Annotated in this window: 27 protein-coding genes; 18 read left to right on the top strand and 9 right to left on the bottom strand. The window is 34.5% G+C overall.

Going from position 1 to position 23,884, the window contains the following annotated elements; genetic code table 11:
* The first annotated feature begins 58 nt into the window (after nt 1–58).
* From secY to Q8L85_05770, 10 genes are all read left to right on the top strand, one after another.
* Nucleotides 59–1,402, top strand: coding sequence for a preprotein translocase subunit SecY (secY, locus tag Q8L85_05815; GenBank protein MDP1724201.1), 1,344 nt, complete (start codon nt 59–61; stop codon nt 1,400–1,402).
* Between the two features lies 1 nt (nt 1,403).
* Nucleotides 1,404–2,084 (top strand): adenylate kinase, encoded by a 681-nt coding sequence (locus tag Q8L85_05810; protein ID MDP1724200.1) that lies wholly within the window; start codon nt 1,404–1,406, stop codon nt 2,082–2,084.
* Nucleotides 2,085–2,275: 191 nt separating this feature from the next.
* Entirely contained in the window at nt 2,276–2,644 is a 369-nt protein-coding gene (rpsM, locus tag Q8L85_05805; protein ID MDP1724199.1) for a 30S ribosomal protein S13, read from the top strand.
* A gap of 21 nt (nt 2,645–2,665) precedes the next feature.
* On the top strand, nt 2,666–3,058 hold the full coding sequence (gene rpsK, locus Q8L85_05800; GenBank protein MDP1724198.1) for a 30S ribosomal protein S11: 393 nt from the start codon (nt 2,666–2,668) through the stop codon (nt 3,056–3,058).
* A 51-nt stretch (nt 3,059–3,109) separates the two neighbouring features.
* The gene (locus Q8L85_05795; protein ID MDP1724197.1) at nt 3,110–4,129 is read left to right on the top strand and encodes a DNA-directed RNA polymerase subunit alpha; all 1,020 of its coding nucleotides are present in this window, start codon (nt 3,110–3,112) and stop codon (nt 4,127–4,129) included.
* 18 nt (nt 4,130–4,147) lie between these two features.
* Nucleotides 4,148–4,567, top strand: coding sequence for a 50S ribosomal protein L17 (rplQ, locus tag Q8L85_05790; protein ID MDP1724196.1), 420 nt, complete (start codon nt 4,148–4,150; stop codon nt 4,565–4,567).
* Between the two features lie 97 nt (nt 4,568–4,664).
* A complete protein-coding gene (locus tag Q8L85_05785; protein ID MDP1724195.1) occupies nt 4,665–4,973 on the top strand; it encodes a cupin domain-containing protein in 309 nt (102 codons plus the stop codon).
* Between the two features lie 86 nt (nt 4,974–5,059).
* Nucleotides 5,060–5,638 carry a GNAT family protein gene (locus tag Q8L85_05780; GenBank protein MDP1724194.1) on the top strand — a complete coding sequence of 193 codons (579 nt, stop codon included), beginning with the start codon at nt 5,060–5,062 and terminating at the stop codon, nt 5,636–5,638.
* Between the two features lie 362 nt (nt 5,639–6,000).
* A complete protein-coding gene (locus tag Q8L85_05775) occupies nt 6,001–6,990 on the top strand; it encodes an exo-alpha-sialidase (GenBank protein MDP1724193.1) in 990 nt (329 codons plus the stop codon).
* 370 nt (nt 6,991–7,360) lie between these two features.
* Nucleotides 7,361–7,981 (top strand): hypothetical protein, encoded by a 621-nt coding sequence (locus Q8L85_05770; protein MDP1724192.1) that lies wholly within the window; start codon nt 7,361–7,363, stop codon nt 7,979–7,981.
* 13 nt (nt 7,982–7,994) lie between these two features.
* On the opposite strand, the gene Q8L85_05765 is transcribed toward Q8L85_05770, so the two are convergent.
* Nucleotides 7,995–8,876 (bottom strand): tetrahydrofolate dehydrogenase/cyclohydrolase catalytic domain-containing protein, encoded by an 882-nt coding sequence (locus Q8L85_05765; GenBank protein MDP1724191.1) that lies wholly within the window; start codon nt 8,874–8,876, stop codon nt 7,995–7,997.
* The gene (locus tag Q8L85_05760; GenBank protein MDP1724190.1) at nt 8,873–9,199 is read right to left on the bottom strand and encodes a DUF167 domain-containing protein; all 327 of its coding nucleotides are present in this window, start codon (nt 9,197–9,199) and stop codon (nt 8,873–8,875) included. Before Q8L85_05760 ends, Q8L85_05765 begins: the two co-directional genes overlap by 4 nt.
* Nucleotides 9,200–9,438: 239 nt before the next feature.
* On the opposite strand from Q8L85_05760, the gene Q8L85_05755 reads away from it, so the two are divergent.
* Together Q8L85_05755 and Q8L85_05750 are read left to right on the top strand one after the other, a co-directional pair.
* Nucleotides 9,439–10,344, top strand: a complete 906-nt coding sequence (locus tag Q8L85_05755; protein ID MDP1724189.1) for a hypothetical protein — start codon at nt 9,439–9,441, stop codon at nt 10,342–10,344.
* Nucleotides 10,345–10,376: 32 nt separating this feature from the next.
* Nucleotides 10,377–10,586, top strand: a complete 210-nt coding sequence (locus tag Q8L85_05750; GenBank protein MDP1724188.1) for a hypothetical protein — start codon at nt 10,377–10,379, stop codon at nt 10,584–10,586.
* Between the two features lie 69 nt (nt 10,587–10,655).
* On the opposite strand, the gene Q8L85_05745 is transcribed toward Q8L85_05750, so the two are convergent.
* Together Q8L85_05745 and Q8L85_05740 are read right to left on the bottom strand one after the other, a co-directional pair.
* Entirely contained in the window at nt 10,656–11,258 is a 603-nt protein-coding gene (locus Q8L85_05745) for a GNAT family N-acetyltransferase (protein MDP1724187.1), read from the bottom strand.
* Nucleotides 11,259–11,417: 159 nt separating this feature from the next.
* Nucleotides 11,418–12,179 carry a response regulator transcription factor gene (locus Q8L85_05740; GenBank protein MDP1724186.1) on the bottom strand — a complete coding sequence of 254 codons (762 nt, stop codon included), beginning with the start codon at nt 12,177–12,179 and terminating at the stop codon, nt 11,418–11,420.
* 147 nt (nt 12,180–12,326) lie between these two features.
* Between Q8L85_05740 and fliI the strand changes: the two genes are divergently transcribed.
* The 3 genes from fliI (at nt 12,327) to acpS (ending at nt 14,754) form a co-directional block, all read left to right on the top strand.
* Nucleotides 12,327–13,667, top strand: a complete 1,341-nt coding sequence (fliI, locus tag Q8L85_05735) for a flagellar protein export ATPase FliI (GenBank protein ID MDP1724185.1) — start codon at nt 12,327–12,329, stop codon at nt 13,665–13,667.
* A complete protein-coding gene (locus Q8L85_05730; protein ID MDP1724184.1) occupies nt 13,664–14,095 on the top strand; it encodes a hypothetical protein in 432 nt (143 codons plus the stop codon). The genes fliI and Q8L85_05730 overlap by 4 nt, the downstream gene beginning before the upstream one ends.
* A gap of 251 nt (nt 14,096–14,346) precedes the next feature.
* On the top strand, nt 14,347–14,754 hold the full coding sequence (gene acpS, locus Q8L85_05725) for a holo-ACP synthase (GenBank protein ID MDP1724183.1): 408 nt from the start codon (nt 14,347–14,349) through the stop codon (nt 14,752–14,754).
* Between the two features lie 80 nt (nt 14,755–14,834).
* Here acpS and Q8L85_05720 read toward each other — a convergent pair whose 3' ends face one another.
* Both Q8L85_05720 and Q8L85_05715 read right to left on the bottom strand, forming a co-directional pair.
* Entirely contained in the window at nt 14,835–15,227 is a 393-nt protein-coding gene (locus Q8L85_05720; GenBank protein MDP1724182.1) for a hypothetical protein, read from the bottom strand.
* A 238-nt stretch (nt 15,228–15,465) separates the two neighbouring features.
* Nucleotides 15,466–16,410, bottom strand: coding sequence for a complex I NDUFA9 subunit family protein (locus tag Q8L85_05715; protein MDP1724181.1), 945 nt, complete (start codon nt 16,408–16,410; stop codon nt 15,466–15,468).
* Between the two features lie 307 nt (nt 16,411–16,717).
* Here Q8L85_05715 and Q8L85_05710 point away from each other — a divergent pair, with 307 nt between their 5' ends.
* Together Q8L85_05710 and Q8L85_05705 are read left to right on the top strand one after the other, a co-directional pair.
* The gene (locus Q8L85_05710; protein MDP1724180.1) at nt 16,718–17,494 is read left to right on the top strand and encodes an enoyl-CoA hydratase; all 777 of its coding nucleotides are present in this window, start codon (nt 16,718–16,720) and stop codon (nt 17,492–17,494) included.
* Between the two features lie 250 nt (nt 17,495–17,744).
* Entirely contained in the window at nt 17,745–17,882 is a 138-nt protein-coding gene (locus tag Q8L85_05705) for a hypothetical protein (GenBank protein MDP1724179.1), read from the top strand.
* On the opposite strand, the gene Q8L85_05700 is transcribed toward Q8L85_05705, so the two are convergent.
* The 3 genes from Q8L85_05700 to Q8L85_05690 form a co-directional block, all read right to left on the bottom strand.
* A complete protein-coding gene (locus Q8L85_05700; protein MDP1724178.1) occupies nt 17,879–19,447 on the bottom strand; it encodes an AAA family ATPase in 1,569 nt (522 codons plus the stop codon). The genes Q8L85_05705 and Q8L85_05700 overlap by 4 nt on opposite strands.
* A 380-nt stretch (nt 19,448–19,827) precedes the next feature.
* The gene (locus Q8L85_05695) at nt 19,828–22,380 is read right to left on the bottom strand and encodes a prolyl oligopeptidase family serine peptidase (GenBank protein MDP1724177.1); all 2,553 of its coding nucleotides are present in this window, start codon (nt 22,378–22,380) and stop codon (nt 19,828–19,830) included.
* A 320-nt stretch (nt 22,381–22,700) separates the two neighbouring features.
* Nucleotides 22,701–23,291, bottom strand: a complete 591-nt coding sequence (locus Q8L85_05690; GenBank protein MDP1724176.1) for a 2'-5' RNA ligase family protein — start codon at nt 23,289–23,291, stop codon at nt 22,701–22,703.
* 290 nt (nt 23,292–23,581) lie between these two features.
* Here Q8L85_05690 and Q8L85_05685 point away from each other — a divergent pair.
* A partial coding sequence (locus Q8L85_05685; protein MDP1724175.1) for a transposase occupies nt 23,582–23,884 on the top strand: 303 nt, incomplete at its 3' end.

Here is a 23,884-nt window from a genome sequence, read left to right as displayed (position 1 = left end):
TTGATAGAATATTAGAATTGATTTGCAAGGGTAAACAGATGGGAAGAGAGTATTTATAATGGCATCAGCAGCAGAACGTCTTGCCTCGAATATTAATTTTGGCTCTTTTTCGAAAGCGACTGAGCTTAAAAAACGCATTTGGTTTACCCTATTGGCGCTTGTCATCTATAGGCTAGGTACTTTTATTCCCATACCTGGTATTGATGCTAGTGTGTTGGCTGAAGTGTTTACGAAACACAAAAGTGGTGTATTCGGTATATTTGATACTTTCTCTGGTGGTGCTCTTGGTCGTATGACCATTTTTGCTCTTAACGTTTTTCCTTACATTTCTGCATCGATCATCATGCAATTGATGACAACTGTTTCACCGAAGCTTGAAGCCTTAAAAAAAGAAGGTGAATCAGGACGAAAAAAAATCAATCAATATACACGCTATGGAACGGTTTTTCTGGCGGCCCTTCAAGGTTATGGTATTGCCGTAGGACTTGAATCGATGGTTGGTTCTTCAGGTTCTGCTGTCATGGAGCCTGGTTACTTTTTCAGATTAATTGCGGTTACCACCATTGTTGGTGGTACAATGTTCCTCGTTTGGTTGGGTGAACAGATTACCTCTCGTGGTATTGGTAATGGTGTGTCGCTCATTATTTTCGCAGGTATCGTTGCCGGTATTCCTTCTGGTCTTGGGACTTTATTTGAGTTAGGTCGAACAGGCGAGTTATCGACAATTGCAATCATCGCTATATTGATCTTAGCTTTAGGTGTTGTTGCTTTTGTTGTCTTTATGGAACGTGCGCAAAGACGTATTTTGATCCAATACCCACAACGTCAAGCAGGGCCACGTAGTGCATTACAAGCTGAGTCAACTCATTTGCCATTGAAACTGAACGTTTCGGGTGTTATCCCTCCAATCTTTGCCTCTGCTTTGTTGTCTGTTCCTATGACTATTATGGCTTTTGGTGATCAAACAGCACCGGGACCAGTTAAATCCTTCTTTTTGAATTGGGTAGGGCAGGGTAAACCTCTCTATATAGTCATACTTGCACTGCTTATTATATTCTTTGCCTTCTTTTACACGGCAATTGTTTTCAATCCGCAAGAAACATCTGAAAATCTTCGTAAAAATGGTGGTTTTGTCCCAGGTATTAGACCAGGTAAAAATACAGCAGATTATCTTGATTATGTTTTAACGCGTCTAACTGTTGTTGGTTCTTTATATCTTGTTCTCGTCTGTATTTTGCCTGAGCTTTTACGGTTAAAATATGCGATTCCGTTCACCATTGGTGGTACCAGCTTGCTGATTGTCGTGTCTGTGACTATTGATACGATCACGCAAATTTATTCACATCTTATTGCTCAACAATATGAAAGCCTTATTAAAAAGGCTAAATTAAAGGGTAGGTAAAATGAATATAATTCTTTTGGGTGCACCGGGAAGCGGGAAGGGTACACAAGCTGCTCTTCTTTCTGAGAAGTTTGATCTACAGCATATATCAACAGGCGAATTGTGCCGTAAGGAAGTTTCTAAGGGAACAACACTCGGTTCAAAACTTGCTGAAATTATGAAAGCTGGCCAACTTATTCCTGATATTCTTATCATTGATATTTTGAAGCAGCATTTACTTGAATCATCAAAAAGCAATAAAGGTTTTATTTTTGATGGTTTTCCGAGAACAATTAGCCAAGCGAAAGATTTAGACCACATGCTTGCTGATTTAAAATTGACAATTGAACATGTGATACAGATCAATGTTGATAAAAACTACATTGTTTCTAGGCTTTCTTCACGCACATCATGTGCTCAATGTGGTCATGTTTATAATGATAAAACAAACCCTACCTTGGTGTCTGGCGTTTGTGATAAATGTGGCAGCACAGAATTTATACACCGTCAAGACGATAATGAAGAAATTATCTTGAAAAGACTTGACGTTTACAGTACTCTAACAGCTCCACTCATTCCTTATTATCAAGGGATGGGTAAATTGCATCAGATTGATGGCAATACGGACGTAGAAACTGTATCTAATCGGATAGAGAATTTACTAAACGCTGATAAGGTTAGTCCTAAATCAGCATCAGTTTAGTGAACGTAATTTTTTGACTTAGTTTTTAAAACGAAGGTTTTTAAGAAAAAGCTCAGAAAAACAGTGAACCGGCGCAGAATGTATTTGACTATATGTTCGTACCGGCCCCATATTGTTTGGGGAATGAATTGAAATCAAACTTCACCCGTGAAAAGGTAAAGTTTAAGTAACTTAATTTAAAGGAGATACAAGTGGCGCGTATTGCAGGCGTTAATATTCCTTCTCAGAAGCGTGTAGTTATTGGTCTAAGATACATATATGGTATTGGTCCAAAGTTCGCAAATGAAATTTGTAACAAGGCGAAGATAGAGGAATCACGCCGTGTCCATCAATTGACGGACGAAGAAATTTTAAAAATACGTGAAATTATTGATGCTGCCTATACAGTTGAAGGTGATTTAAGACGCATGGTCTCTATGAACATTAAACGTCTTATGGATTTAGGCTGTTATCGTGGATTACGTCATCGTAAAGGCTTGCCCGTTCACGGACAAAGAACTCATTCGAATGCGCGTACCCGCAAAGGGCCTGCAAAAGCGATTGCTGGTAAAAAGAAATAACATTTCTTAATGGATTAGATTATGGCTAAAACGACTCAAACACGTTTGAAAAAAAAAGAAAAAAAGAATATTGCGGTAGGTGTAGCACATGTGAGTGCAACATTTAATAATACTATTGTTACAGTATCTGATGAGCAAGGAAACGTTATTGCTTGGTCATCTTCTGGCGCAAATGGTTTTAAAGGATCCCGTAAATCCACGCCTTTTGCTGCACAGATTGCAGCTGAAATTGCTGGTAAAAAAGCAATGGAACATGGCATGAAAACAATTGATATTGAAGTTTCAGGACCTGGTTCTGGACGCGAATCAGCATTAAGAGCCTTACAATCTGTAGGTCTTTCAGTTTCGTCTATTCGTGATGTAACGCCAATCCCTCATAATGGTTGCCGTCCACGCAAAAGACGTCGTGTATAAAGTGAAGAACCATACAAATTGGTTTTATATCTCGGGTAAGAGGTTTGAACAGTGATACAGAAAAATTGGAAAGAATTAATTAAGCCATCAAGGCTTGATGTCAAAACAAGTGATGACATCAGAAGAACAGCATCGATTGTGATTGAACCATTAGAACGTGGTTTCGGCCATACAATCGGGAATGCTCTTAGACGCATTTTATTATCATCACTTCAAGGTTCTGCGCCAACGGCTGTTCAAATTGATGGTGTTTTACACGAATTCTCAACCGTTCCTGGTGTTGGTGAAGACGTAACAGACATTATATTGAATTTGAAGAATTTGGCAGTGCGATCGATTAGTGGTGGCCTACGTAAAGTTAAGCTTAAAGCTGACAAACCAGGCCCTGTTACAGCTTCTATGATTGAAACTGGCCATGATCTTGAAATTGTTAATCCAGAACTTGTTATTTGCACTTTAGATAAAGGCGCAAAAATTGATATGGAAATTACGATTGATTCTGGCAAAGGCTATGTGTCAGCGGCACAAAATCGTAAAGAAGATTCGCCTATTGGTTTGATGCCAATGGATTCAATTTTCTCGCCAGTGACAAAAGTTGCATTTCATGTTGATAATACACGTATTGGTCAAGTGACTGATTATGATAAATTAACACTTGATATTGAAACAAATGGTACGATTAGCCCTGAAGATGCTTTAGCTTATGCTGCACGTATTCTTCAAGATCAACTTCAAGTCTTTATTAATTTTGATGAGCCTGAAATTAAATCAGAGCAATTAAATCGTAGTGAATTACCCTTTAATCGTAATTTATTGCGTAAAGTTGATGAACTTGAATTATCTGTTCGCTCTGCGAATTGCCTTAAAAATGAAAATATTCTTTATATTGGTGATTTGGTTCAACGGTCTGAAGCAGAAATGCTTAAAACACCGAATTTTGGACGTAAATCTTTAAATGAAATTAAAGAACTATTGGTTATTATGGGACTTCGATTGGGCATTAAGGTTGAAGGTTGGCCGCCTGAAAATATCGAAGAACTGTCAAAGAAATTAGAAGAACCTTTTGTATAAGACGATCGGAGTAGTCACATGAGACATCGCGTTAGTGGGCGTAAATTAAATAGAACTTCAGAGCATCGTAAAGCTTTGTTTTCGAATATGGCGACATCATTGTTGCGTCATGAACAAATTAAAACAACATTGCCAAAAGCGAAGGATTTACGTCCAATCGTTGAGCAATTAATTACACTTGGTAAAAAAGGCACTTTGCATCATAGACGTCAAGCAGATTCAAAATTGTTTGACAAAGATGTAACAAAAAAACTTTTTTCGACGATTGCAGATCGTTACAGAGATCGTCCAGGTGGTTATGTACGTATCATCAAAGCGGGTTTCCGTTATGGTGATGCAGCACCTATGGCGATCATTGAACTTGTTGATCGTGATGTTGATGCTAAAAACCCATTTAAAGATGATAAACCTGTTGTTGCTGCAGAAGCAAAAGCATAGTTTTATCTTTGATCTATGAATAAAGCCCGGAAACGGGCTTTTTTTATGCCTTGTTTTTAAGTTCCAATATAATCTCGTTAAAAAGTATTTATTTAAAATGAGTTTAAATGTATTAGATGTCAATCATCTCACGTGGCGCCATTCAAATTTTGCAAATGGTGTGTGGGTAAAAGATCTTGGTGTATCTGATGGTTATGCGATGCAATTAGTTAAGTTTGAGCCTGGAGCATTTTTTCCAAAACATCAACATGATAAAGCAGAGTTTATTTATATTCTTAAGGGAGAGTTAATTCAAAATGGATATAGTCTTCAACAAGGGTTTGTATCTATTTCTGATCCAAAAAGTATAGATCAAACTGTTGCTTCTCCTAATGGGTGCGAATTTTTATTGTTATCAGCTGCATGAGTTTTGTTGCTTGCGATTTTTATTCTAATCTTTTTTTTTCAAAGAATATTTTTTAACATGTGATAATTTCTTGATCGGTGCTTATGATGAATTCTGTAAAACTAATGAACGTTGAATCTGTAACACTCAGTGGCTCAGTTGTTCGTCTTGAACCTCTTAAGATTGATCATGTTGAAGCGCTTTCCCATGTTGGCTTGGAGTCTGAACTTTGGCGATGGATACCTTCTCCTGTAGCAACAATTGACCATATGCGCGATTATGTTTTAAAAGCACTTGACGAGCAGCTTCAAGGTTTTGCGCTACCATTTGTTATTATTGATCAAGTGAGCAATCAAGTCATTGGGTGTACCCGTTATGTGGATATAGTTATGTCACATAAGCGACTAGAAATTGGTTCAACCTGGCTTACATCTATGTATCAACGCACTAAAGCTAATACTGAGGCTAAATTGTTGTTATTAACTTATGCTTTTGAAAAAATGGACGTAATTCGGGTTATATTTAAAACTGATGCTCTTAATGAAAAATCACGTAAGGCAATTCTACGCATTGGTGCTGTTGAAGAGGGTATTTTTCGCAAACATTTGATTACAGCTTCAGGAAGGGTAAGAGATAGTGTCTATTTTTCTATCATCGACACGGAATGGCCAATGATTAAAACGTGACTTGAGAATATGCTCAAATAAGATATTTTTGAGTGATGTTGCTTTCTAGGAATGTAAACTCGATCAATTTATTGGAAAAATATATTTTAATTCGAAATCTATCTACAACGTGTCTTATTCTGTGGGACTTGACATCTTAAAGGCTTCGAAGTCAAATTCAAGAAAACAGTAATCTGAAAATCAAACAGCGCGTATAAAATAAAACTTATCCTGTTGATTAATCTAAAATAGGATTGATTTAATTATAAAAAATCTTACTATAAATAATATAAAAACAATCTATAGGGTATTGAAATGAAATATTCTTTTTTTCTTACAGGTTTTTTTCTATTATTGCAACCAATCATCTTTGGGCTGTAAAATTGGAACATTGTCAAAAAATTTGGGATCAAGGCGACCATAATGCCTTCACGGATTTAGTACGTTATAATGACCAATTTTTTTGTGTTTTTCGTGAAGGCAACGACCATATTTCACCTGATGGCGTGATACGTGTATTGGCATCAAAAGATGGATTGAGTTGGGATTCTGTCGCATGTCTTACATCGCCAGAGGGTGATCTGCGCGATCCAAAGATTATCGTAACACCACAGGGACAATTAATGATTATTGCGGGTATTACCTTGTCCGAAGGAAGTAACCCTCGCTATAAATCACCTATCTGGGTGTCAAATGACGGAACGAATTGGACTTCAGAAACAACGTTTAACGAAGATAATGTTTGGTTATGGCGTCCTGTAGTTCATCATAACAAATTCTATAATATTGGCTATGATGCTCTTGGCGATGATGCTTTTGGCGGTAGATTCGCTGCCTCGACATATACACGTCTTTATGAAAGCCAAGATGGTATAAATTATTCGACGATTCAATCTAAACTTTGTGAAGAATCCCATCCTAGTGAAGCTGCTCTTATTTTTCAACCCGATGAAAAGGCCATTTGTCTTTTACGTTGCGAAGGTGAAATCTTTGAAAACAAAGAGGGTCAGCTCCAAGCAAAACCCAATACCTATAATGGATTACTTGGTACAGCGAATCCTCCTTATGCAGAATGGACATGGAAAAAGCTTGATCTTCGAATTCATGCCCCTCAAATGCTGCAATTAGAAGATGGTAGGATTGTAACAGCTGTGCGTATTCTTGAACGCAAAGATAACATAATTACAGCACGCACAGCACTTGCTTGGGTTGACTCTGAAAATGGGAAGCTTAATGAGTTTTTAACGCTTCCTTCAGGTGATGATACAAGTTATGCAGGCATGCTTTGGCATGATAATTTTCTTTGGGTGAGTTATTATTCTTCCCATGAAGATAAAACAAGTGTTTATTTTGCAAAAGTGAGTTTAGATTAATTTTTATTATACCCAGATGATTTGGAAATGCCGAATTTTAGACATGAGATTTGAGGTGTTTTTTGATGCTAAAAATTACGACAGGTAATTGATTTACCTTAGAAATTTTTGGTTCAAAAAGCGACCAAAGGGCATTGACTAAAAGCGGTAGTTTCAGATTATTTGGGTATATGTGTGCCACAATATTTGTTGTGGCACTATCTTATGCGTCAAGTAGAATAATTTAATAAACGATTTTTTTCTCAATTTATAATCCTCATGCCATATTGTTATGCTCATTTTTATCTATATTTTGAGATTACATATTGAAAATATAAAATACTTCTATATCGTTATAAGTAGATTTTCGATGAATAGGTAAGGAATTATGATGAAAAAGAATATCTTTTTATTTGTACTTTTAGCTATTGGTACTTATGCATTTAATCTTGATGCAATGCAAAAACAAGATGGTTATGATGCAGAAAAAATAACCACGGATGTGGATGGATGGACAATTATTGAATCTCCATTAAACGGAACGGGTGCTAAAGCCTATATAAAAGGTGATGAAAATTCCCAAGATGTTATTTTTAATGTTGAAAGATCGCTTGCATCTACAGATTATTTTTTGATGCGTTGTTTAAATATTGCAGTGGATATGGTTTCAAATTGTAGTCCAAGGTGTGAATATGAAGTAGATTTTTATCACCTTGTTGTTATGTTGGCACTTGCGGGTGAAACACCTTATAAATGGGAAACGAGTGATGCAGGGTTTATAACATCTGCATGGTGGATCAATTATGTATCGTTGGATCATAAAGAAAATATTATAAAGATATGTCTGGATAATTTTAAAAAGAAATTCTCGAATTGTAAGCATATTAAATTACAATGTGATTCGTTGTATCAAGAAGTCGTGCTTAGAAATTCGGATGATATGCATGCTCTTATTGAATTTATGGATGATAATGTCTTAAAAATTGTTCTTGATGGTGAAAAGGTAGATTAAGATAAGCACTTAACTAAAACATGTCAGGCACTTCATATCCTCGTCTCAAACAAGCAGCTTTTAATGTATTATACATTAAAAAAGCAATGGTCATGGGGCCAACGCCCCCTGGTACAGGGGTGATTGCACTTGCGTGTCCTAAGGCTTCTTCAAAACAAACATCACCCATAATTTTTTTGGAGTCTGGATCTTGAGATCTATTGATACCAACATCGATTATAACAGCACCTGGTTTAATCCAGGATCCTCGTAAAAAATGAGGTCTACCGATTGCAGCTATTATTACATCTGCATCAAGACAGAGTGTTTTTAAATCAATGGTTTGTGAATGCGCTATGGTGATTGTTGCATCTTCGTGTAGGAGCATAAGTGATAGGGGTTTACCTACAATCATGGAGCGACCAATAACAAGTGTTTTAAGCCCACGTAAAGAACTAAGTGTTTGTTTTAATAAATAAATACAGGCCATGGGTGTGCAAGGATAAAGTCCTTTTTGGTTCATATAAAGGGCAGCAGCATTGATAGGGTGAAATCCATCGACGTCTTTCTGGGGATCAATGGCATTGATAATTCTATTTGCATCTATGTGATCAGGTAATGGCATTTGCACTAAAATACCATCTATATTTGGATCGTCGTTTAATGTTTTAATTTCAGATAAAAGAGCTATTTCTGAAATTGTTGCAGGTAAATCCAAATGATATGATTTTATGCCTAAATCATGAGAGGTTTTAATTTTATTTTTGATATAAATCTGGCTGCCAGGATTGGTCCCAACTAAAATTGTAGCAAGGCCTGGTGTAAAATTTTGCTTATAATTTAAAATTTGATTTGCAATCTTTGTTTTTAGTAAAGCTGCGAATTCTTTGCCGTCAATTACATGCGTTTGCGTCATTTATATCTCCCCAAAAGATCTTTAAGGATAAGTGAGTCTCCTTCAATCAGCAATAATTTCATGCGGTCAGTATTACCATGAAGAATAGAAATTGCACTTTGGCGTATTTTAAATGTTTTTGCAAGAAATTGAATAAGGGTTTGATTCGCTTTTCCTTTTTCAGGTGTTGCTTTAATCATTATTTTTAAAAACCAGGAATCATCAGATGCTTGGCACCAAAGACCAATTTTGTTTTGAGGTGCTTGGGGTGTAATTTTAACGTAAAAACTAACACCATTTTCTTGTGTGCGAACATGTTTGTCTAATGCATTTTCATCACTCATATATAGCAAATCACCAATTTATCCGTTTAAGGTTTTATGTATTGTAGTATTATAGCGTATTTAGGGATTGTTGTCGTCCTTGTATTTCATGGCTAAATTAGCTGCTAATTCGATTAAAGTTGTAATATGTTGTTTGAATTTAAATTTAATTGTAGGATATATAAGAAAAAATCTATTGATTTTTGAATTAATTAATTGCAAGTTATGTCTATTCAAATTTAAGTTTCACGAGGGTTGCTATGAAAAAATTCTATGTTCTTTTTTTGTCTTTTTTTTTAAATTTTTCTTTGAGTAATGCTCATGAAATAAATGAAAGTTGCTGTGAATGTGATGAATGTGCTCTTGATGATATAGAAGAGGTTGTTGAGCAAATTAAGAGTAAATATACTTCGATTGTTAAGGAGCAAGAAAAAAGCATTCCAATTCGGTTAAGCATGCAAGCACAAGGTCCATATGCAGTTGAAAATTATAAATATCTTAAATTTAAAAACAATCATACAGGTGAAATAATTACGCCTAGTTTTATATATGTTGATGGGCGGATAGAAATTTCTGCGGCACATTTAACAAACATATCAGAATCTGTATCATTTAATTATATTCTTGAAATACCAGGAAAACAAACTTTTGAAGAATTATGTTTTTCAAAAAAAATTTCAAATGGACTCATGACTACAATTGATAGTAAAAACAACCTACTTCAAGCTATTCGATTTTCGGTGATTGATATGCCTGATAGATTTAATGCACCTATAAAAGTTACTATTTTAGGCTCACGATATGCGCCAAAAGATATTAAAACAGAGCCATTGCAAAAAATTGATGGTTTTAAACTTCATAAATATACGGGCGCATTGCACGATGAAATTTTGATTATTCAAGCATCAGAAACCTATCCTTGTGCGGATATTGCTGATGATAGGTTGCCAGATTATGTATGTTCTGATGATAATGAATTAAAGGCACTCGTAAATTTAAAATATCTTAGAATTTGTGAGTATATTCGTTTAGTAAGATTGAAATATTCAACATTTGATTTTAATAATAAAGCATACCAAACAATTTTGTTGAATGTTTTTCGTGAATATGGATGGATTAATGCAAGTGATTTTTCTTATATTAAAGAACAATTAGGCTGGGATTGAATTCTTAATAATTACTTAACAAAGGATATCAAATGAATAAATCGATATTAATTTCTTTTATGGTGTTTAATGTTTATGCATTTCAAGCAAATGCAATGATCGGTGAAGACCAGTTGGATGAAGTTGAAATTAATGATATTGGTCAAGTCTTGCCTGAGGAAGAACAAAATCCAGATAATGGATCTAGTGAAGAATTGTCGTATGTGCAACGAATAGATCTCTTGCTTAACATTTTTTTCTAAAATGTTATTAAAAATTGTTCCATAAATTCGTTGGATGTAGGCCTCGTAAGATTTTTTTTGTCTCATAGATTAATATTTAATATTCGCTTTATAAAGATCGTTTACGTCAAAAATGGCATAGGTTTTAAGTTCGGTTAATTCACCATTATGTTTGGGCCAGCCACCTTTTTGTGTGTATTCGTGTTTGAAATTTAGTTTTTCAGGAACACGGCAGCTTGCTAAATTTTCAGCATCGACATAAATTTCAACTTTGCGCGCTTTTAACGTTTGAAAAGCAAGAACTGCCATGGCGTGAGCAGCTTCAGTTGCATAGCCTTTTGATTGTGAATCTTTACGAATAAAATAAGAAATACCAAATTGTGGAATTGCCCAATTTGTTTGAAAGGAAGGGAAGGCGCATCGACCTACAATTTTTGATGTTGCCTTTTCAATGATGATGTAACGAATGAATGTTCTAAGGATGAATTCCGCATGATGGTTTCTGCAATCTTCTTCGACTTTTAAAGCAGTTGGTAATGTGTTTGGCCAATTGACCCAATTTTTTGTTGTTTCATACCCATCTAAAATTGCTTCATGTAGTTTTTCGCCAAATCCTGCTTTAGGCGTTTGAAGCAAAAGGTGTTTTGTTTCAATTTGTTCAGGTAAATCGATCAAAATAGGGTTTAGAGACATTTTGTAGACTTTCGGACAAGTGATTGTATATGTTTAAATATATCCTTTGTTTATCTTGTGCACAATGGATCCCGCGAACAAGTCGCGGGAAGAAGGAAGGGGTCGTCGGAGTAGGAACAGTCGCGGGAAGTAGTAAGTAGCCCTGGGGGTAAAAATTTTTTAAAGTTCTTTTTTCTTGAACTCAACTATGTTTACATGACCACTGCCGCTTGCAAGCGCTTGTGATTTAAGTTTCACACGTTCGTCTTCTTGATCGCGGATTGTGTAGCCTCTGCCCCAAACAGTTTCAATATAAATATCACTGCCGACATATTTGTTTATTTTTTTGCGTAAATTACAAATCATGACATCTATAATTTTTGCTTGTGGTTCGTCCATCCCACCATAAAGATGGTTCAAGAATGTTTCTTTGCTTAAAACGCTTCCTTTGCGAAGACAAAGCATTTCTAAAAGTCCATATTCTTTGCCTGTAAGTTCAATCGCTTTATTTGCAATAGTGACTGTTTTTGCGTTTAAATCGAGTGCGATTTGGCCAATTTTAACAATTGGATTCGAAATACCACGGCTACGTCTTATGAGCGCATGAATACGCGCTAGTAATTCACGTTTGTCGAAGGGTTTCGTGATGTAATCGTCGGCGCCAATGCCCAGCCCCTTGATGATATTGTCTTTTTGTGAAAGTCCGGAAAGGATCAGAACAGGTGTGTGGTGATGTGCTTCCCGGAATTTCTTAAGCCACGTATATCCGTCAGTGTCGGGAAGCATAAGATCCAGAACAACAAGCGTATATTCATAAGCCATCGCATATTCAAAACCTTCTGTTGCAGATTCACAGGAATCAACAACAAAGCTTGCGGATTTAAGCATTTCTTCAACGGATGAAGCTAAGGCTTTGTCGTCTTCAATTAATAAAATGCGCATGCGTTTCCTCGTATTCTTTTATATTGAGTCTTTCTTGAGAAGCACCCTTATGTTTATGGTCTCTTAAATTTAACTTTCTTTCAAGATGTTAAAAATATATTTTTTGAGTATGATAGTAAAAACCAATCGAAATCAATTGGATAAAAAATGTTTAAATCTCATCCCTTTTTATCATTACTCAAAGAAATCGAACATATTTCGCCGCATGAAATAAAAGGTCAAATTGCAGGCATTCAGGGGCTTATAATTAAAATTGCTGGGATTACGCGTGCTTTATCTTTAGGTGATTATTGTTTTATTGAATCAAAAAATGGTGAAAAACATCCTTGTGAGATTATTGGATTTGATGAAAATTACGCTATTGCGATGCCTTTTAAAAGAATACAACAAATTGGTGTTGGGTCCATTGTAACGATAGCGCCTCAAGAGGGTATTATTTATCCACATGTCTCATGGTTAGGGCGTGTTATTAATGCGTTGGGAGAGCCTGTTGACGGGAAGGGCCCTTTGATGAAGGGAGAGGAAGGCTATGCGATTCATGCCTCTCCACCGATGCCACATGAACGACGTCGATTAGGCAAAAAATTTGATTTAGGCGTAAGGGCGATGAATACTTTTTTAACATGCTGCCGTGGACAGCGTTTGGGTATTTTTTCAGGCTCAGGTGTTGGGAAGACAACCTTATTAGGGATGGTGTCGCGTTATTCTAAAGCAGATGTGAATGTTGTGGGTTTGGTTGGTGAAAGGGGCCGGGAGCTCAATGAATTTATTGAAAAAGATTTAAAAGAAGAGGGGCTTCAGAAATCTGTTATTGTTGTTGCAACATCTGACGAGTCACCTTTAATGCGTCGTCAAGCGGCTTATTTGACACTTTCTTTGGCTGAATATTTTAGAGACAAAGAATTGGAAGTGTTGTGTCTTCTTGATTCCGTCACGCGATTTGCAATGGCGATGCGTGAAATTGGTTTGTCTTTGGGGGAGCCGCCTACAACAAAAGGATATACGCCCTCTGTTTTTTCAGAATTGCCTAAATTGTTGGAGCGCGCAGGTCCGGGCATGCAAAATCAAGGTGATATTACGGCCTTTTTTACGGTGCTTGTGGAAGGGGATGATACGAATGAGCCTATTTCAGATGCCGTTCGTGGTATTTTGGATGGTCACGTGATTTTAAATCGAAAAATTGCTGAACGCGGCCGTTTTCCAGCCATTGATATTTTGCGTAGTTTGTCGAGGGTATTGCCCGATTGCAATAGTGCTGAAGAAAATGCATTAATCACTGATGCGCGACGTCATTTAAGTCTTTATGATGATATGGCAGAGCTTGTACGCTTAGGGGCTTATCGCCGTGGCACATCGAAAGAAGTTGATGTGGCGATTGATCTTAATCCAGCTTTAGAGCAATTTTTAGCCCAAGATAAAAATAATAATATATCCCTAGAGGATGGCTATAAGGAACTTGAAAAAATCCTCGGGAGGAATGCAACGTGAAAGATTTAAAAAATTTAATACGCCTCCATCGGTGGCGCCTAGACGAAAGACGTGCACAATTACGTGCGCTTGAGCACGAGATTGAGGCTTTGAAGCATCGTGTGAAATATCTTGAAGATGATCATGCGTTGCAGCAGAAACTTAAAACAAAAACAGTTTTAAATGAAGTTCATTATGATGGTGCTATTTACGGACAATATATTATTTCCTTTGAGGAGAAAAAAAGTGGGTTGCATAAAGAATTAAATCAATTACAAGAACAAATGATAGAGCTTGTTGACGAGATTACTAATATTTTTCAAGAGGTTAAAAGATTTGAAATAAGTCAAGAAAATCAAGACCTTGAAGAGAGAGATAAAGCAAGTAAGGCTTTGCAAGGCGAATTGGATGATATAGGATTGTCAATGAAAAGACGCATGCTGAATTGATTGGTGAGACTATCCAGAGTGTTGGGTTAAATACATTGTCATGATTTTTCTTTTCGATTTTAGTTCTTTCTAGATTTTGCTCTATAATTTGTGTAGGTTGTTTTTAGAATTAACTGTTCAGATTATGGGGCAAAGTCTAGGAAAGCTGAGAACTGGAACGGAGTGTACTTCTTTGTACATGAGTACCGGAAGCGGAAGCTTGACAACTAATTTGTCCATAAGGTGAGCAGTTTTATAAAAGGAATTATTTTTTGATACTAGGACTAGGTAACGATTTATTGGATATGAGGCGCATAAAGCCTCTTTATGAACGACATCAACAGCGTTTTTTAGATCGTGTTTATACGCCCCTTGAGCAGGAATATGCTTTTCGTCAAAAAGATCCTATAAGACGTTTAGCCTTACGATTTGCAGCTAAAGAGGCTTGTGCGAAAGCGCTTGGGCTAGGATTGCGATCGGGTATCAAGATGATTGACATGGAAATTCGTGCAGAAGAAAATCGTAAGCCTTATTTAACACTTCATAATCTTGCGCTGCAAATTATGCATGAAAAGACCCCGAATGGATTTTTGTCGCAACTTGATTTAGCGCTTTCAGACGAGCCACCTTATGTGATGGCAACTGTCATATTTTCTTGTATTAGGAATTTACCTTATTAATTTGTGTTGATGATTGATCTTGGTGTTGAGGTTTTTTTGTTTGGTATAAAGCTTTTCTTTAAATTTAAAGAAAAACAGTTCTATTTGGGATTGGATTTTTTTTTATCTATTTGAGTTTGAAATTGTTGTGCCCAATGCATTTTCTGATATTCTGAATTTATAAAAAATCCTATAGTATCATTATTAACTACTCCTGAATCTTTTAAATTTTTATATGGAGGCTTAAAAAAACCAGCAAAAAGAATTCCATGATTATCTAGATTAACATTATGCAGAGCAGATACTTTTTTCCTTAAATCGTTAAATGTTTTTACTTCTTCAAGATCAACCTTGATAGCACCTTCAGTCATAGGAGATGATGGTTCAACTTTTATGCCGTATTTTAGCTCTATAATCTCAGCATAAGCTTTAGGCAGCAAAAGCAATGTTTCTATTGAAAAAAAACATAAACAAAGAAAAAAGAATTTTTTCATGATTCCATCCTTTTGGTTGTTTTTGTGTAACGGTCACTATTTTATTATAATTTAAAGTTATATTTTTTGTCAAATTATAGGATAAGCAATTAAACTTATGGATAATGATATGGTTGCAAAACCTAGGCGTTGGTGAATAATTAATTTAAACAAATTGATAATTATTAAAATTTACTATATTTTTGTTTTTTTTAACATTTTGTATAAATTAATATTGTTGTATTGTTTTTTGTATTTGTTATTTTTTGCGAATATAACGTCCACCGGGTCTATAACGTGATAGATAAGCAGGTGTTATAATTTCTAAAGGTGTTGGGCGAATGTTTAAAGCAGAAAGTCCAGGTAGGGTGCCAGAGCATATATTGTCAGATTTTAAAAGGTCCACTTGATCGGGTGTTAAAGGCTTGCCGGGAAAAAACTGAAGGATGTAACTTAAAAATTTGGCCACAGAAAAGGGAATAGGTATAAATTTATTTTCACGATTTATATCGTGAAGCATTTGGATCATTAATTCTTTAAATGTATAAATCTTGGGACCACCAAGTTCAAAAATTTGACCTTTTGTTTCATCTTTTGAAAGACAGGCGGCAATAAAATGTGCAATGTCATTGACGTAGATGGGTTGAAATTTTGTTTTACCGCCGCCAATAAGCGGTATGAAGGGTGATAATTGAGCCATTTTTGCAAAGCGATTAAAGAATTGATCTTCTGAACCGAAGACTACACTTGGTCTTAATATGGTGGCGTCAGGAAAGATTTTAACAATGGCGGCTTCACCTTTTTCTTTTGATTGAGCATAGATAGAGGGTGAATTTAAATTAGCGCCTAAGGCCGAGATATGAATAAGGCGTTCAACATTTTGTTTTTGGGCGGCAAGCGCAATATATTCAGCACCTTTATGGTGAATATCGTTAAAATGTGCATTCTTCGATTCTGATAAAATACCAACACAATTAATGAGAATGTCAGCATCTTTGGCGAGCGCATCTATTGTTTCAGGGGATGTTATGTTAAAGGCGATAGGCGTTATTTGGGCGACAGATCCCATAGGTTTTAAAAAAGCAGCTTCTTCAGGATAGCGTACGCCAACGCGAATAATGGCGCCTAATTCAGCTAATTCTTGAGTGATATAGCGTCCTAGAAAACCAGATCCACCATAAATTGTAATAACTTTGCCCTGCATTCTTGTTTATCCCCCTAATAATAAAATGCAAGATAAACAATCTTTTGGCAAGTGAAAGTTTAAAAAAGTAACAAAATTTTGTGTGAGTATTGCCTGTTTTCAATTCTTCGTGCAGAATAGACTCGTATTGTTTTAAATTGTGTGTGATGTTGAACTTTAAGTTTGACATAAACGAGATTAAAAAGATGTATGTAATTGCTTTCATCCTTCGTTTTCTTAGGCACAATATGAAATGATTTGAGTTAAAAATAAATTGAGGAAAAAAATGTCCACACAATCAAACACAGCGCGTAAAGTTCAAGAAAAAATGTCTTTTAATACGCTTCTTATTGAAGAAAAAGGTAATGTTGGGATTATCACATTTAATCGTCCCAATGCTCAAAATGCCCTTTCAAATGAGTTGACACAAGAATTAGGCATAGCTTTAGAGCAAAATGAAAATAATCCACATATTAGGGTAACAATCATAACAGGTGGTGAAAAAGTTTTTGCAGCCGGTGCCGATATTAAAGAAATGGCAGATAAAAATTATCCCCAAGCTTATCAAGAAGATTTTATCACTAAAACTTGGGAAAAAATAAGTCAATGTCGTAAGCCTATTATTGCAGCCGTTTCAGGTTATGCATTAGGTGGTGGTTGTGAAATTGCGATGATGTGTGATTTTATTATAGCATCCGATAGTGCTAAATTTGGACAACCTGAAGTGACCATTGGAACAATGCCTGGTGCTGGCGGTACTCAAAGATTGACACGTGTCATTGGTAAAGCAAAAGCGATGGAAATGTGTTTAACAGGACGCGTGATTGATGCGCAAGAAGCTGAACGTTCAGGTCTTGTGTCCCGTGTTGTACCACAGGCTAAATTTGCGGAAGAAGTTCTTAATGTAGCGCAAAAAATAGCAACTTTCTCTCAACCTTCTGTGTTCATGATTAAAGAATCTGTTAATCGTGCTTACGAAACAACCTTGTCTGAAGGTATTCGTTTTGAACGTCGTTTGTTCCAATCTACTTTTGCAACGAATGATCAAAAAGAAGGAATGGCTGCTTTTGTTGCGAAAAGACAACCAAATTTCAAAGACAATTGATCGATCAATCTGTGGGACAAAAAATATACTTGGCTATCAACACATAATTGTTTCCCTGAATCAATGAGAGCCTAAATGGCTCGAATGCTGATTAAGGGTTGTGTGGAATTCTAAGAAAATCCCAGATCCCTCTACTTCCCGCGGTAAAACCCGCGGGATCTATAAAGCATTTAATGAAATAATAAGTAATTATATACCCAAATGATTTGGAAATGCCGATTTTTAGACATGAGATTTGAGGTGATTTTTGATGCCGAAAATTTCGACAGATAATTGTTTTACCTTAGAAATTTTTGGTTCAAAAAGCGACCAAAGGTCATCGGCTAAAAACGGTAGTTTCAGATTATTTGGGTATAATCAATTAAATCAGCAATCTTCTTTTGTTTAATACTTGTTGTTTTCAGGTTCATCTTTTTTAGTATGCTCATTCCGTTCATAGTCTTTATAAGCAATATCAACATTGAATGGATTAAAGTTTTCATCAGGCAAATATGCCAGTTTTGCATGATGTAGTACATATTGATCGACGATGTCTTTTAAGACGCGAACGCCTGGAAAAGTATTTTTGTTAACGATTTCCTGTAGAACTTTTTCGTTCTCTTCTTTTATTTCTTCAGGTAGTCTATAGTTTTTTAATCCTTCTTTAAAAGTATTGAATGCTATAGGAAGTTGTTTTTCTATGGGCACGTTTTTAAATTCTATAACGGGAATTCTACTAAAAATTGCAGCATCTTTGGGTAAATTATTGCAGGCCATAATAATAATGGCTGAGGACATATCGATATCAAGATTGTAGATTTTAGCAGATTTATAATATAGCTGATTTTTTTCACATACATTTGTAAAAAAATCACGAAACGCAAAGTGATGTTTATTGTCTTTATCTAGGCAGCAATCAAATTCGTCTATAAACAAGATATTATTCAGATGATTGTTTTCTTTATGTGAAAATAAATCAAGCATTATTTCATGATCGTCAGTATCAATATTTTGAGCAATCATTTTTTCTGCTCCAGATGAGGATGGCTTGAAGTAAGTCATTGAAAGCTCAAGAATTTCAGCAAGTTTTTGAGCTAGATGTGTTTTGCCTGTACCTGGTGAACCATAAAAACAAATAATTATTTTTTTTGGTTTTAATGAATGTGAAGAAAGAACAATTTTTTGAACAATTTCTCGCGCTTTATCTTGAATCTCTTCTGGATATGTTTCGAGTAATTTTTCAAGACGGGGTTTAATAATTGTATAATCTAATACTTTAACATTGCTAGGAAGTTTGTATATTTCTTTTAATTTAGAAAAGCAAAATTTAGCGTCTTCATTATCTTCATCTGTTCTTTTTAAAAGTTCTTTATATTGTTTTAAGAAGCTATAAAATATATTTTTTGTTTTTTCTGTAATTTTGCCCTCAGCAAATCTTTCATCCATTTTTTTTTGGTATTTTAATATTTTTGCATAATTTCCTGATTGTAAAGATGCAGGTAAAAGTTTGTTTTTTAGATTGGTAAATACTGTTTGAATTTTTTCACTAAAAAGGCCTGCAGTTAAATAGGAGCCTCCCAAAATATCGAAAGTAGTTCTTCCTATATTGCTGATAGAAAATTCATTATCTAAGTCGCATTCTTCCTCTGCATCGGGATCGCATGTCGTGGATGAATAGTATTTATACCCAAGATATAGACTAGGTATAATTATGTAGGGGAGAATAGGGATTGCTTTTTTGCCAATTGCTTTAGCTTTTGCAATGGGTTTGGATAAAAATTTTTGATGGTCGTAAGCATCATTATAGATAAGTCCTGATGGTGGTAGAAATTCACTTTCTAAGTTTAAGTCAGATACATTAATTTCAACATAGTTTTTTTTATCATCTTTATCTTCGTCATCTGCTGCATATAAAGGTTGGTGCATTTCTAAACAAAAACAAAGCATAAGAATATACATTTGTATTTTTTTCATATTAAATCTCCATCAAAAATAAATTACAAGAAAGATATCATTTTAGTTGTATTAATGCAATATAAATAGTTTTTTAAATTTAAATTTTGATTTATAATGATTTAATTTTTTTGTTTTAATTATATTGATAATATTTTTTAACTAGTAAATTATTTTATAAATTTATAATTTTTCTTTTAAAAGATGGTGTTTTCACTTTTGGTTAATAGAGCGTCATTTGTTTGGTGTAGGAAGAGATTATACTTCGTTCTCATTCCTACTCTTAACCAAGCGAGACGCTATAATATCCTATTAAGAAGTAGTTTTGTTTCCCTGAATGTGTATTCGTGATCTTTTTGGGTTCACATTGATTCAGGGAAACAGTTTTTTTGTTGTAAACGTTAATCAACCCAAACAATATCGGGTGCTTTTTCAAGCGCGTCACCAATGGGTTCGGTTTCTTCAAGCTTAAAGATGTGTTTTAAGAATTCTTCTTGGATAGCAAGGAGGGCTATATGATTTTCAATACTACCCATGTCATGTCCTGCTTTATTTATTTTATAAGCAACATATTCTTTGTCATGCGCTTTTAAAGCCTTAAGCATTAATTCAGTTTGTTTGTAAAAAACAATTTTATCTTCAACAGGTGAAATAATCAAAAGAGGGACTTTGATATGTTCAACATGATGAAGAGGAGAACGAATAAGTGATGCCTTTAACATATCTTTTTTAGAAATAGTTGGGTCACCGAACATAAGTGTTTTCCAATGTGTTTTAAGGGGTTCTGAAGGTTCAAGTTTGATTGTTTTGAAAAGATCGGCATCACCAGCACCTGCCATACCTGCTATGAATAAATCAGGTTTAAAAGCGAGCGCTGAATAAACAGCATTGCCGCCATAGCTAAAGCCACTAATAACAACACGATCCTTATCAATGATGTTTTGTTTGATTAAATGGATAACAACATCTTCAATATCGTCTATCATTTTAGCGCCCCATTCGCCTTCACCAGCTTCAAGGAAGTCTTTACCATAACCTGTTGACCCTCTAAAATTGATACGAACAGTACCTATTTCACGATCAGCCCAGAATTGATCTTCTGGATTTAAGCTTATTTTATCATGTAGTTGAGGGCCACCATGAACATTAACGATGAAAGGGTAGGACGTGCCTTTTTTTGTTTTAGGCAACGTTACGTAAAAATTAAGTTCTAATCCATCGCGTGATTTAATTTGGTATGCATTCATGGGGGATAGGTTTTCTGCTAAAATCTTACCTTCTGGGAAAAGTTCTATTTTTTTTGGTGCTTTGATTTTGTCTAGCAAATTATCCAACAGCAAATTTCTAAAGTCGTAAAGATAGAACATACCAGGTTCTTTAAAGATATTGCCTTGCACAAGCGTCATAAAAGTTTCTGATGACATACAATCTTCTAAATGAGTTGTTTCTAGGTTGTTGACATGATCAAGGAGATTTTGAAGTTCATCGTTGTTTGAAAAAACTTTTGGAATATTTTTACAAATTTTGTAAAGAATAGCACTGTCAAATCTGTGGAGTTTAGGCTGTTCTTGTTTATTGATAATCACAAAATCTTTTATGTCTGCATCAGGATGCTCTAATAGTTTTTTACTTGCACCTGATTGAATGTCTAATTCATAAGCTGCTTTGTAATTGGTAAACTCGCTGGACACATAATATAGTTTTTGAGCATCATTTGAAAGATAGAGATATTTTTTATCCTTTGAATCTTCAAGTGAAATATCGAATATTTTTTTCCACCTTTTTCCAGTTTTAATGCTAATTCGTGTTTCTGTTCCATAAGGTTTTTGTTTTTTTATGTCTTCAGCGCCGATAATTTGGTCTTTAGAATTGAAAACAATAGAAGTGCGACCATAAGGATAAGTATCAATCAATGTGCGTTTAAAAGTACGGAGGTTGATTTTAAAGATTTTGAGTTTGGGAGTTTCAAGTTTTTTTGAAAGTTTGTCTCTTGCTTTGAATTTTTTTTCATATTCTTTTTCAAGAACAGCAGGATCATCTTCTGCAATATTAAGGGCATCTATTTTTTGGTTAATTTCAAGGAGTTTTTTTTCATTTTCAGCAAGTGATTTTTCTGCTTCTTCAATTCCTTTTTTTATAGGATTAATGAGTGTTTTTCCCATTACGGTAGTAAAGGGGAGTTTCTCAAGTGTTTTTGCTATATTATTTATAATTGCTGATATAGAGTTTTCTTCTATGGAATTTTCTTCTTTGGCTTTTCCTTTTAGTGCGTTGAAATATTCTACTGGAGAACATCCTCCTTCTATTTTTTCGATTATTGTATTGAAATATTCAATAAGTGATAGATTGTTTTTGATGGATTTTTCTATAATAGATTTCATTGATAGTGCATATGTTTTCTCTCTAAGATTACCTGATTTTTGTAAATTCTCTAAATATTTAAAATATGCAGGTGCTGTAACAATAAATATTTCATCTGAGTTAAGATTTGAAAAATGGTATTGATCAGGGTATTCGTTTTCTTTTAAAAGAGGCGTAAAAACTTCTGTTTTAAGATCTATTAGGATTAATTGACTGCTAGATGAATTGTCCTTGGGTTTTTTGATTATTTTATGAACAATGAGTGCTTCATCATTGCAAACAAATTCAGGAGAGCTAAATTCAGAAGGATTATCTTCTGTTATATGGTTACTTAAATCAATTTCTTGAATTATAGCTAGTTGATCATTGTGAGATTGTTCAGCATCAATGATTTGTATTTTTTTTTCGATGGCATTTATTTTAGCTATTTTTGTGCCGTCTTTGCTTAATCCCGTTAAGCCTTCAAAAGGCATTTTAGGTTTTGCAGAACTTGATTGTTGTATGTTGTTAAAAAAACTATTGCGTGGTTTAACGGCGTATAACTCACTAATAAAAAATGATATTATGAGTGTAAAAAACAAATATTTTTTCATTATATTCCTGTTTAATGTTTGTGTTGTATGATTTGTTAATATTTATTTTGTTTAGAGTTGAAAGTCAATGTATTTTTAAATGTTATATAATGTCTTGTATCGAAATGATTCAAAAACAATATAAAACTATTAATTTTTTTCTTCTTGACTTACTTTGTATGTATAAAAAAACGTATTGTTATGTTTATATTTTGAGTAAAGGATCATTTGTTTTGATTGCCGGTTTAACGAGGATACGATATCGTAGATACATCGAAAAACTAGGTCATGAAGATAGAGGGCGAACTTAGTGGATCTCAGGGCTTTCCCGTGGGGTATTATTATTTCATAACCGTGTAACTGAAATATAAATTAAAGAAAAGTTCATTGTTGATATTTCTTTTTTTAACTAAAGAAATCGAACTGTTTAATCGTTGTAGGAACCGAAGATCATTTTGTTTAGTTGAAATAGTCATATGAGGTGTATAATTATTTGGTTGAGTTAAATTATTAAGTTTATGATGATGTTTCTTAACAATATCATTTGTTTTTTTGTTAACTTTTTTGAGAAAACTTTTATTCTTATTGTCAGGAATTAATGCAATAACGTTGTTTTTGTTTCTAAAAGGTAAGCTTGCTCCCGCTACATTAAATCTAATAGCTTTTGGGTACTCTCTTCGGAGTTCTTGAGTCAATTGTTTTCCTAATTGATCCATCTGTTTGTCTGGAATATTCGCATCAATGTATCCAATTGTTACATGATGACTTGTTTGTTTTGCGTTCATCCCAGACGGGACCCTAATGTTTTTATTTATAATATTTTGAGCAGTATTGGTTACTTCTAGTTTGATAACTAACCCTTTTGCCGCAAATACTTCACTTACAATAAAAATTGATAGAAAATTCACAAAAAAATATAATTTTGATTTCATAATGGTACCTTTGTAAATTTAATTAAAAAAAATTATTTTGCTAATATTAATTTTTACAACGATTTTTTTTAAAATACAAGATCTAATTTTAATTTTTTTGTTTTGCGGATTGATCAACTATAGTGTTTTCTAAAAATAATCATATTGAAAAAACAATGTAGGTAAATTGTTGAGTTGTAAAAATTTACACTTCACTCCTTCCTACGTCCCGCGGCTTGTCCCATAGGTATCTACACAAATAAGAGGAATTAATGTTTAATATGTGATCTTTAATTTCTTAGGTAATATAAATGGACTTAGAATCTCGACTTGTACGTCGTTATCATCAATTAGTGAAATCACACATGAGTATCAATAGCTTATTAACAGCAGGTATAAAGAGTACCTTAGAGGGGAATGAAGCGTTTAATCAAACCCAAGCTGCTTGGCGTTTTTTTAATAACGAACGTTGTGAATTAACAGAATTAATAAAGCCTATAAAAGATTCTGCCTTAAATCAATCAGATCAATTATGTGTCAACTATAATCTTATTGCTCACGATTGGAGTGGTTTAATTTATAAAAAACATACGAATAAAAAAGACCGATTTGGC

It is taken from the genome of Alphaproteobacteria bacterium (genome assembly GCA_030680745.1).
Classification (GTDB): Bacteria; Pseudomonadota; Alphaproteobacteria; order JAUXUR01; family JAUXUR01; genus JAUXUR01.
Note: the sequence above shows the minus strand (reverse complement) of the source record. Positions and strands in the feature narration are given on the sequence as shown.

Bases quoted from the DNA above. Each gene is read 5' to 3' on its own strand.
- Q8L85_05760 (MDP1724190.1), bottom strand. From the start codon at position 9,199: ATGAGTGATGAAAATGCATTAGACAAACATGTTCGCACACAAGAAAAT.
- fliI (MDP1724185.1), top strand. From the start codon at position 12,327: ATGTTTAAATCTCATCCCTTTTTATCATTACTCAAAGAAATCGAACAT.
- Q8L85_05715 (MDP1724181.1), bottom strand. From the start codon at position 16,410: ATGCAGGGCAAAGTTATTACAATTTATGGTGGATCTGGTTTTCTAGGA.
- Q8L85_05770 (MDP1724192.1), top strand. From the start codon at position 7,361: ATGAAAAAGAATATCTTTTTATTTGTACTTTTAGCTATTGGTACTTAT.
- secY (MDP1724201.1), top strand. From the start codon at position 59: ATGGCATCAGCAGCAGAACGTCTTGCCTCGAATATTAATTTTGGCTCT.
- Q8L85_05710 (MDP1724180.1), top strand. From the start codon at position 16,718: ATGTCTTTTAATACGCTTCTTATTGAAGAAAAAGGTAATGTTGGGATT.
- Q8L85_05755 (MDP1724189.1), top strand. From the start codon at position 9,439: ATGAAAAAATTCTATGTTCTTTTTTTGTCTTTTTTTTTAAATTTTTCT.
- Q8L85_05720 (MDP1724182.1), bottom strand. From the start codon at position 15,227: ATGAAAAAATTCTTTTTTCTTTGTTTATGTTTTTTTTCAATAGAAACA.
- Q8L85_05785 (MDP1724195.1), top strand. From the start codon at position 4,665: ATGAGTTTAAATGTATTAGATGTCAATCATCTCACGTGGCGCCATTCA.
- rpsK (MDP1724198.1), top strand. From the start codon at position 2,666: ATGGCTAAAACGACTCAAACACGTTTGAAAAAAAAAGAAAAAAAGAAT.
- Q8L85_05765 (MDP1724191.1), bottom strand. From the start codon at position 8,876: ATGACGCAAACGCATGTAATTGACGGCAAAGAATTCGCAGCTTTACTA.
- Q8L85_05745 (MDP1724187.1), bottom strand. From the start codon at position 11,258: ATGTCTCTAAACCCTATTTTGATCGATTTACCTGAACAAATTGAAACA.
- Q8L85_05705 (MDP1724179.1), top strand. From the start codon at position 17,745: ATGCCGAAAATTTCGACAGATAATTGTTTTACCTTAGAAATTTTTGGT.
- rplQ (MDP1724196.1), top strand. From the start codon at position 4,148: ATGAGACATCGCGTTAGTGGGCGTAAATTAAATAGAACTTCAGAGCAT.
- Q8L85_05740 (MDP1724186.1), bottom strand. From the start codon at position 12,179: ATGCGCATTTTATTAATTGAAGACGACAAAGCCTTAGCTTCATCCGTT.
- Q8L85_05780 (MDP1724194.1), top strand. From the start codon at position 5,060: ATGAATTCTGTAAAACTAATGAACGTTGAATCTGTAACACTCAGTGGC.
- Q8L85_05700 (MDP1724178.1), bottom strand. From the start codon at position 19,447: ATGAAAAAAATACAAATGTATATTCTTATGCTTTGTTTTTGTTTAGAA.
- Q8L85_05695 (MDP1724177.1), bottom strand. From the start codon at position 22,380: ATGAAAAAATATTTGTTTTTTACACTCATAATATCATTTTTTATTAGT.
- Q8L85_05810 (MDP1724200.1), top strand. From the start codon at position 1,404: ATGAATATAATTCTTTTGGGTGCACCGGGAAGCGGGAAGGGTACACAA.
- Q8L85_05690 (MDP1724176.1), bottom strand. From the start codon at position 23,291: ATGAAATCAAAATTATATTTTTTTGTGAATTTTCTATCAATTTTTATT.
- Q8L85_05750 (MDP1724188.1), top strand. From the start codon at position 10,377: ATGAATAAATCGATATTAATTTCTTTTATGGTGTTTAATGTTTATGCA.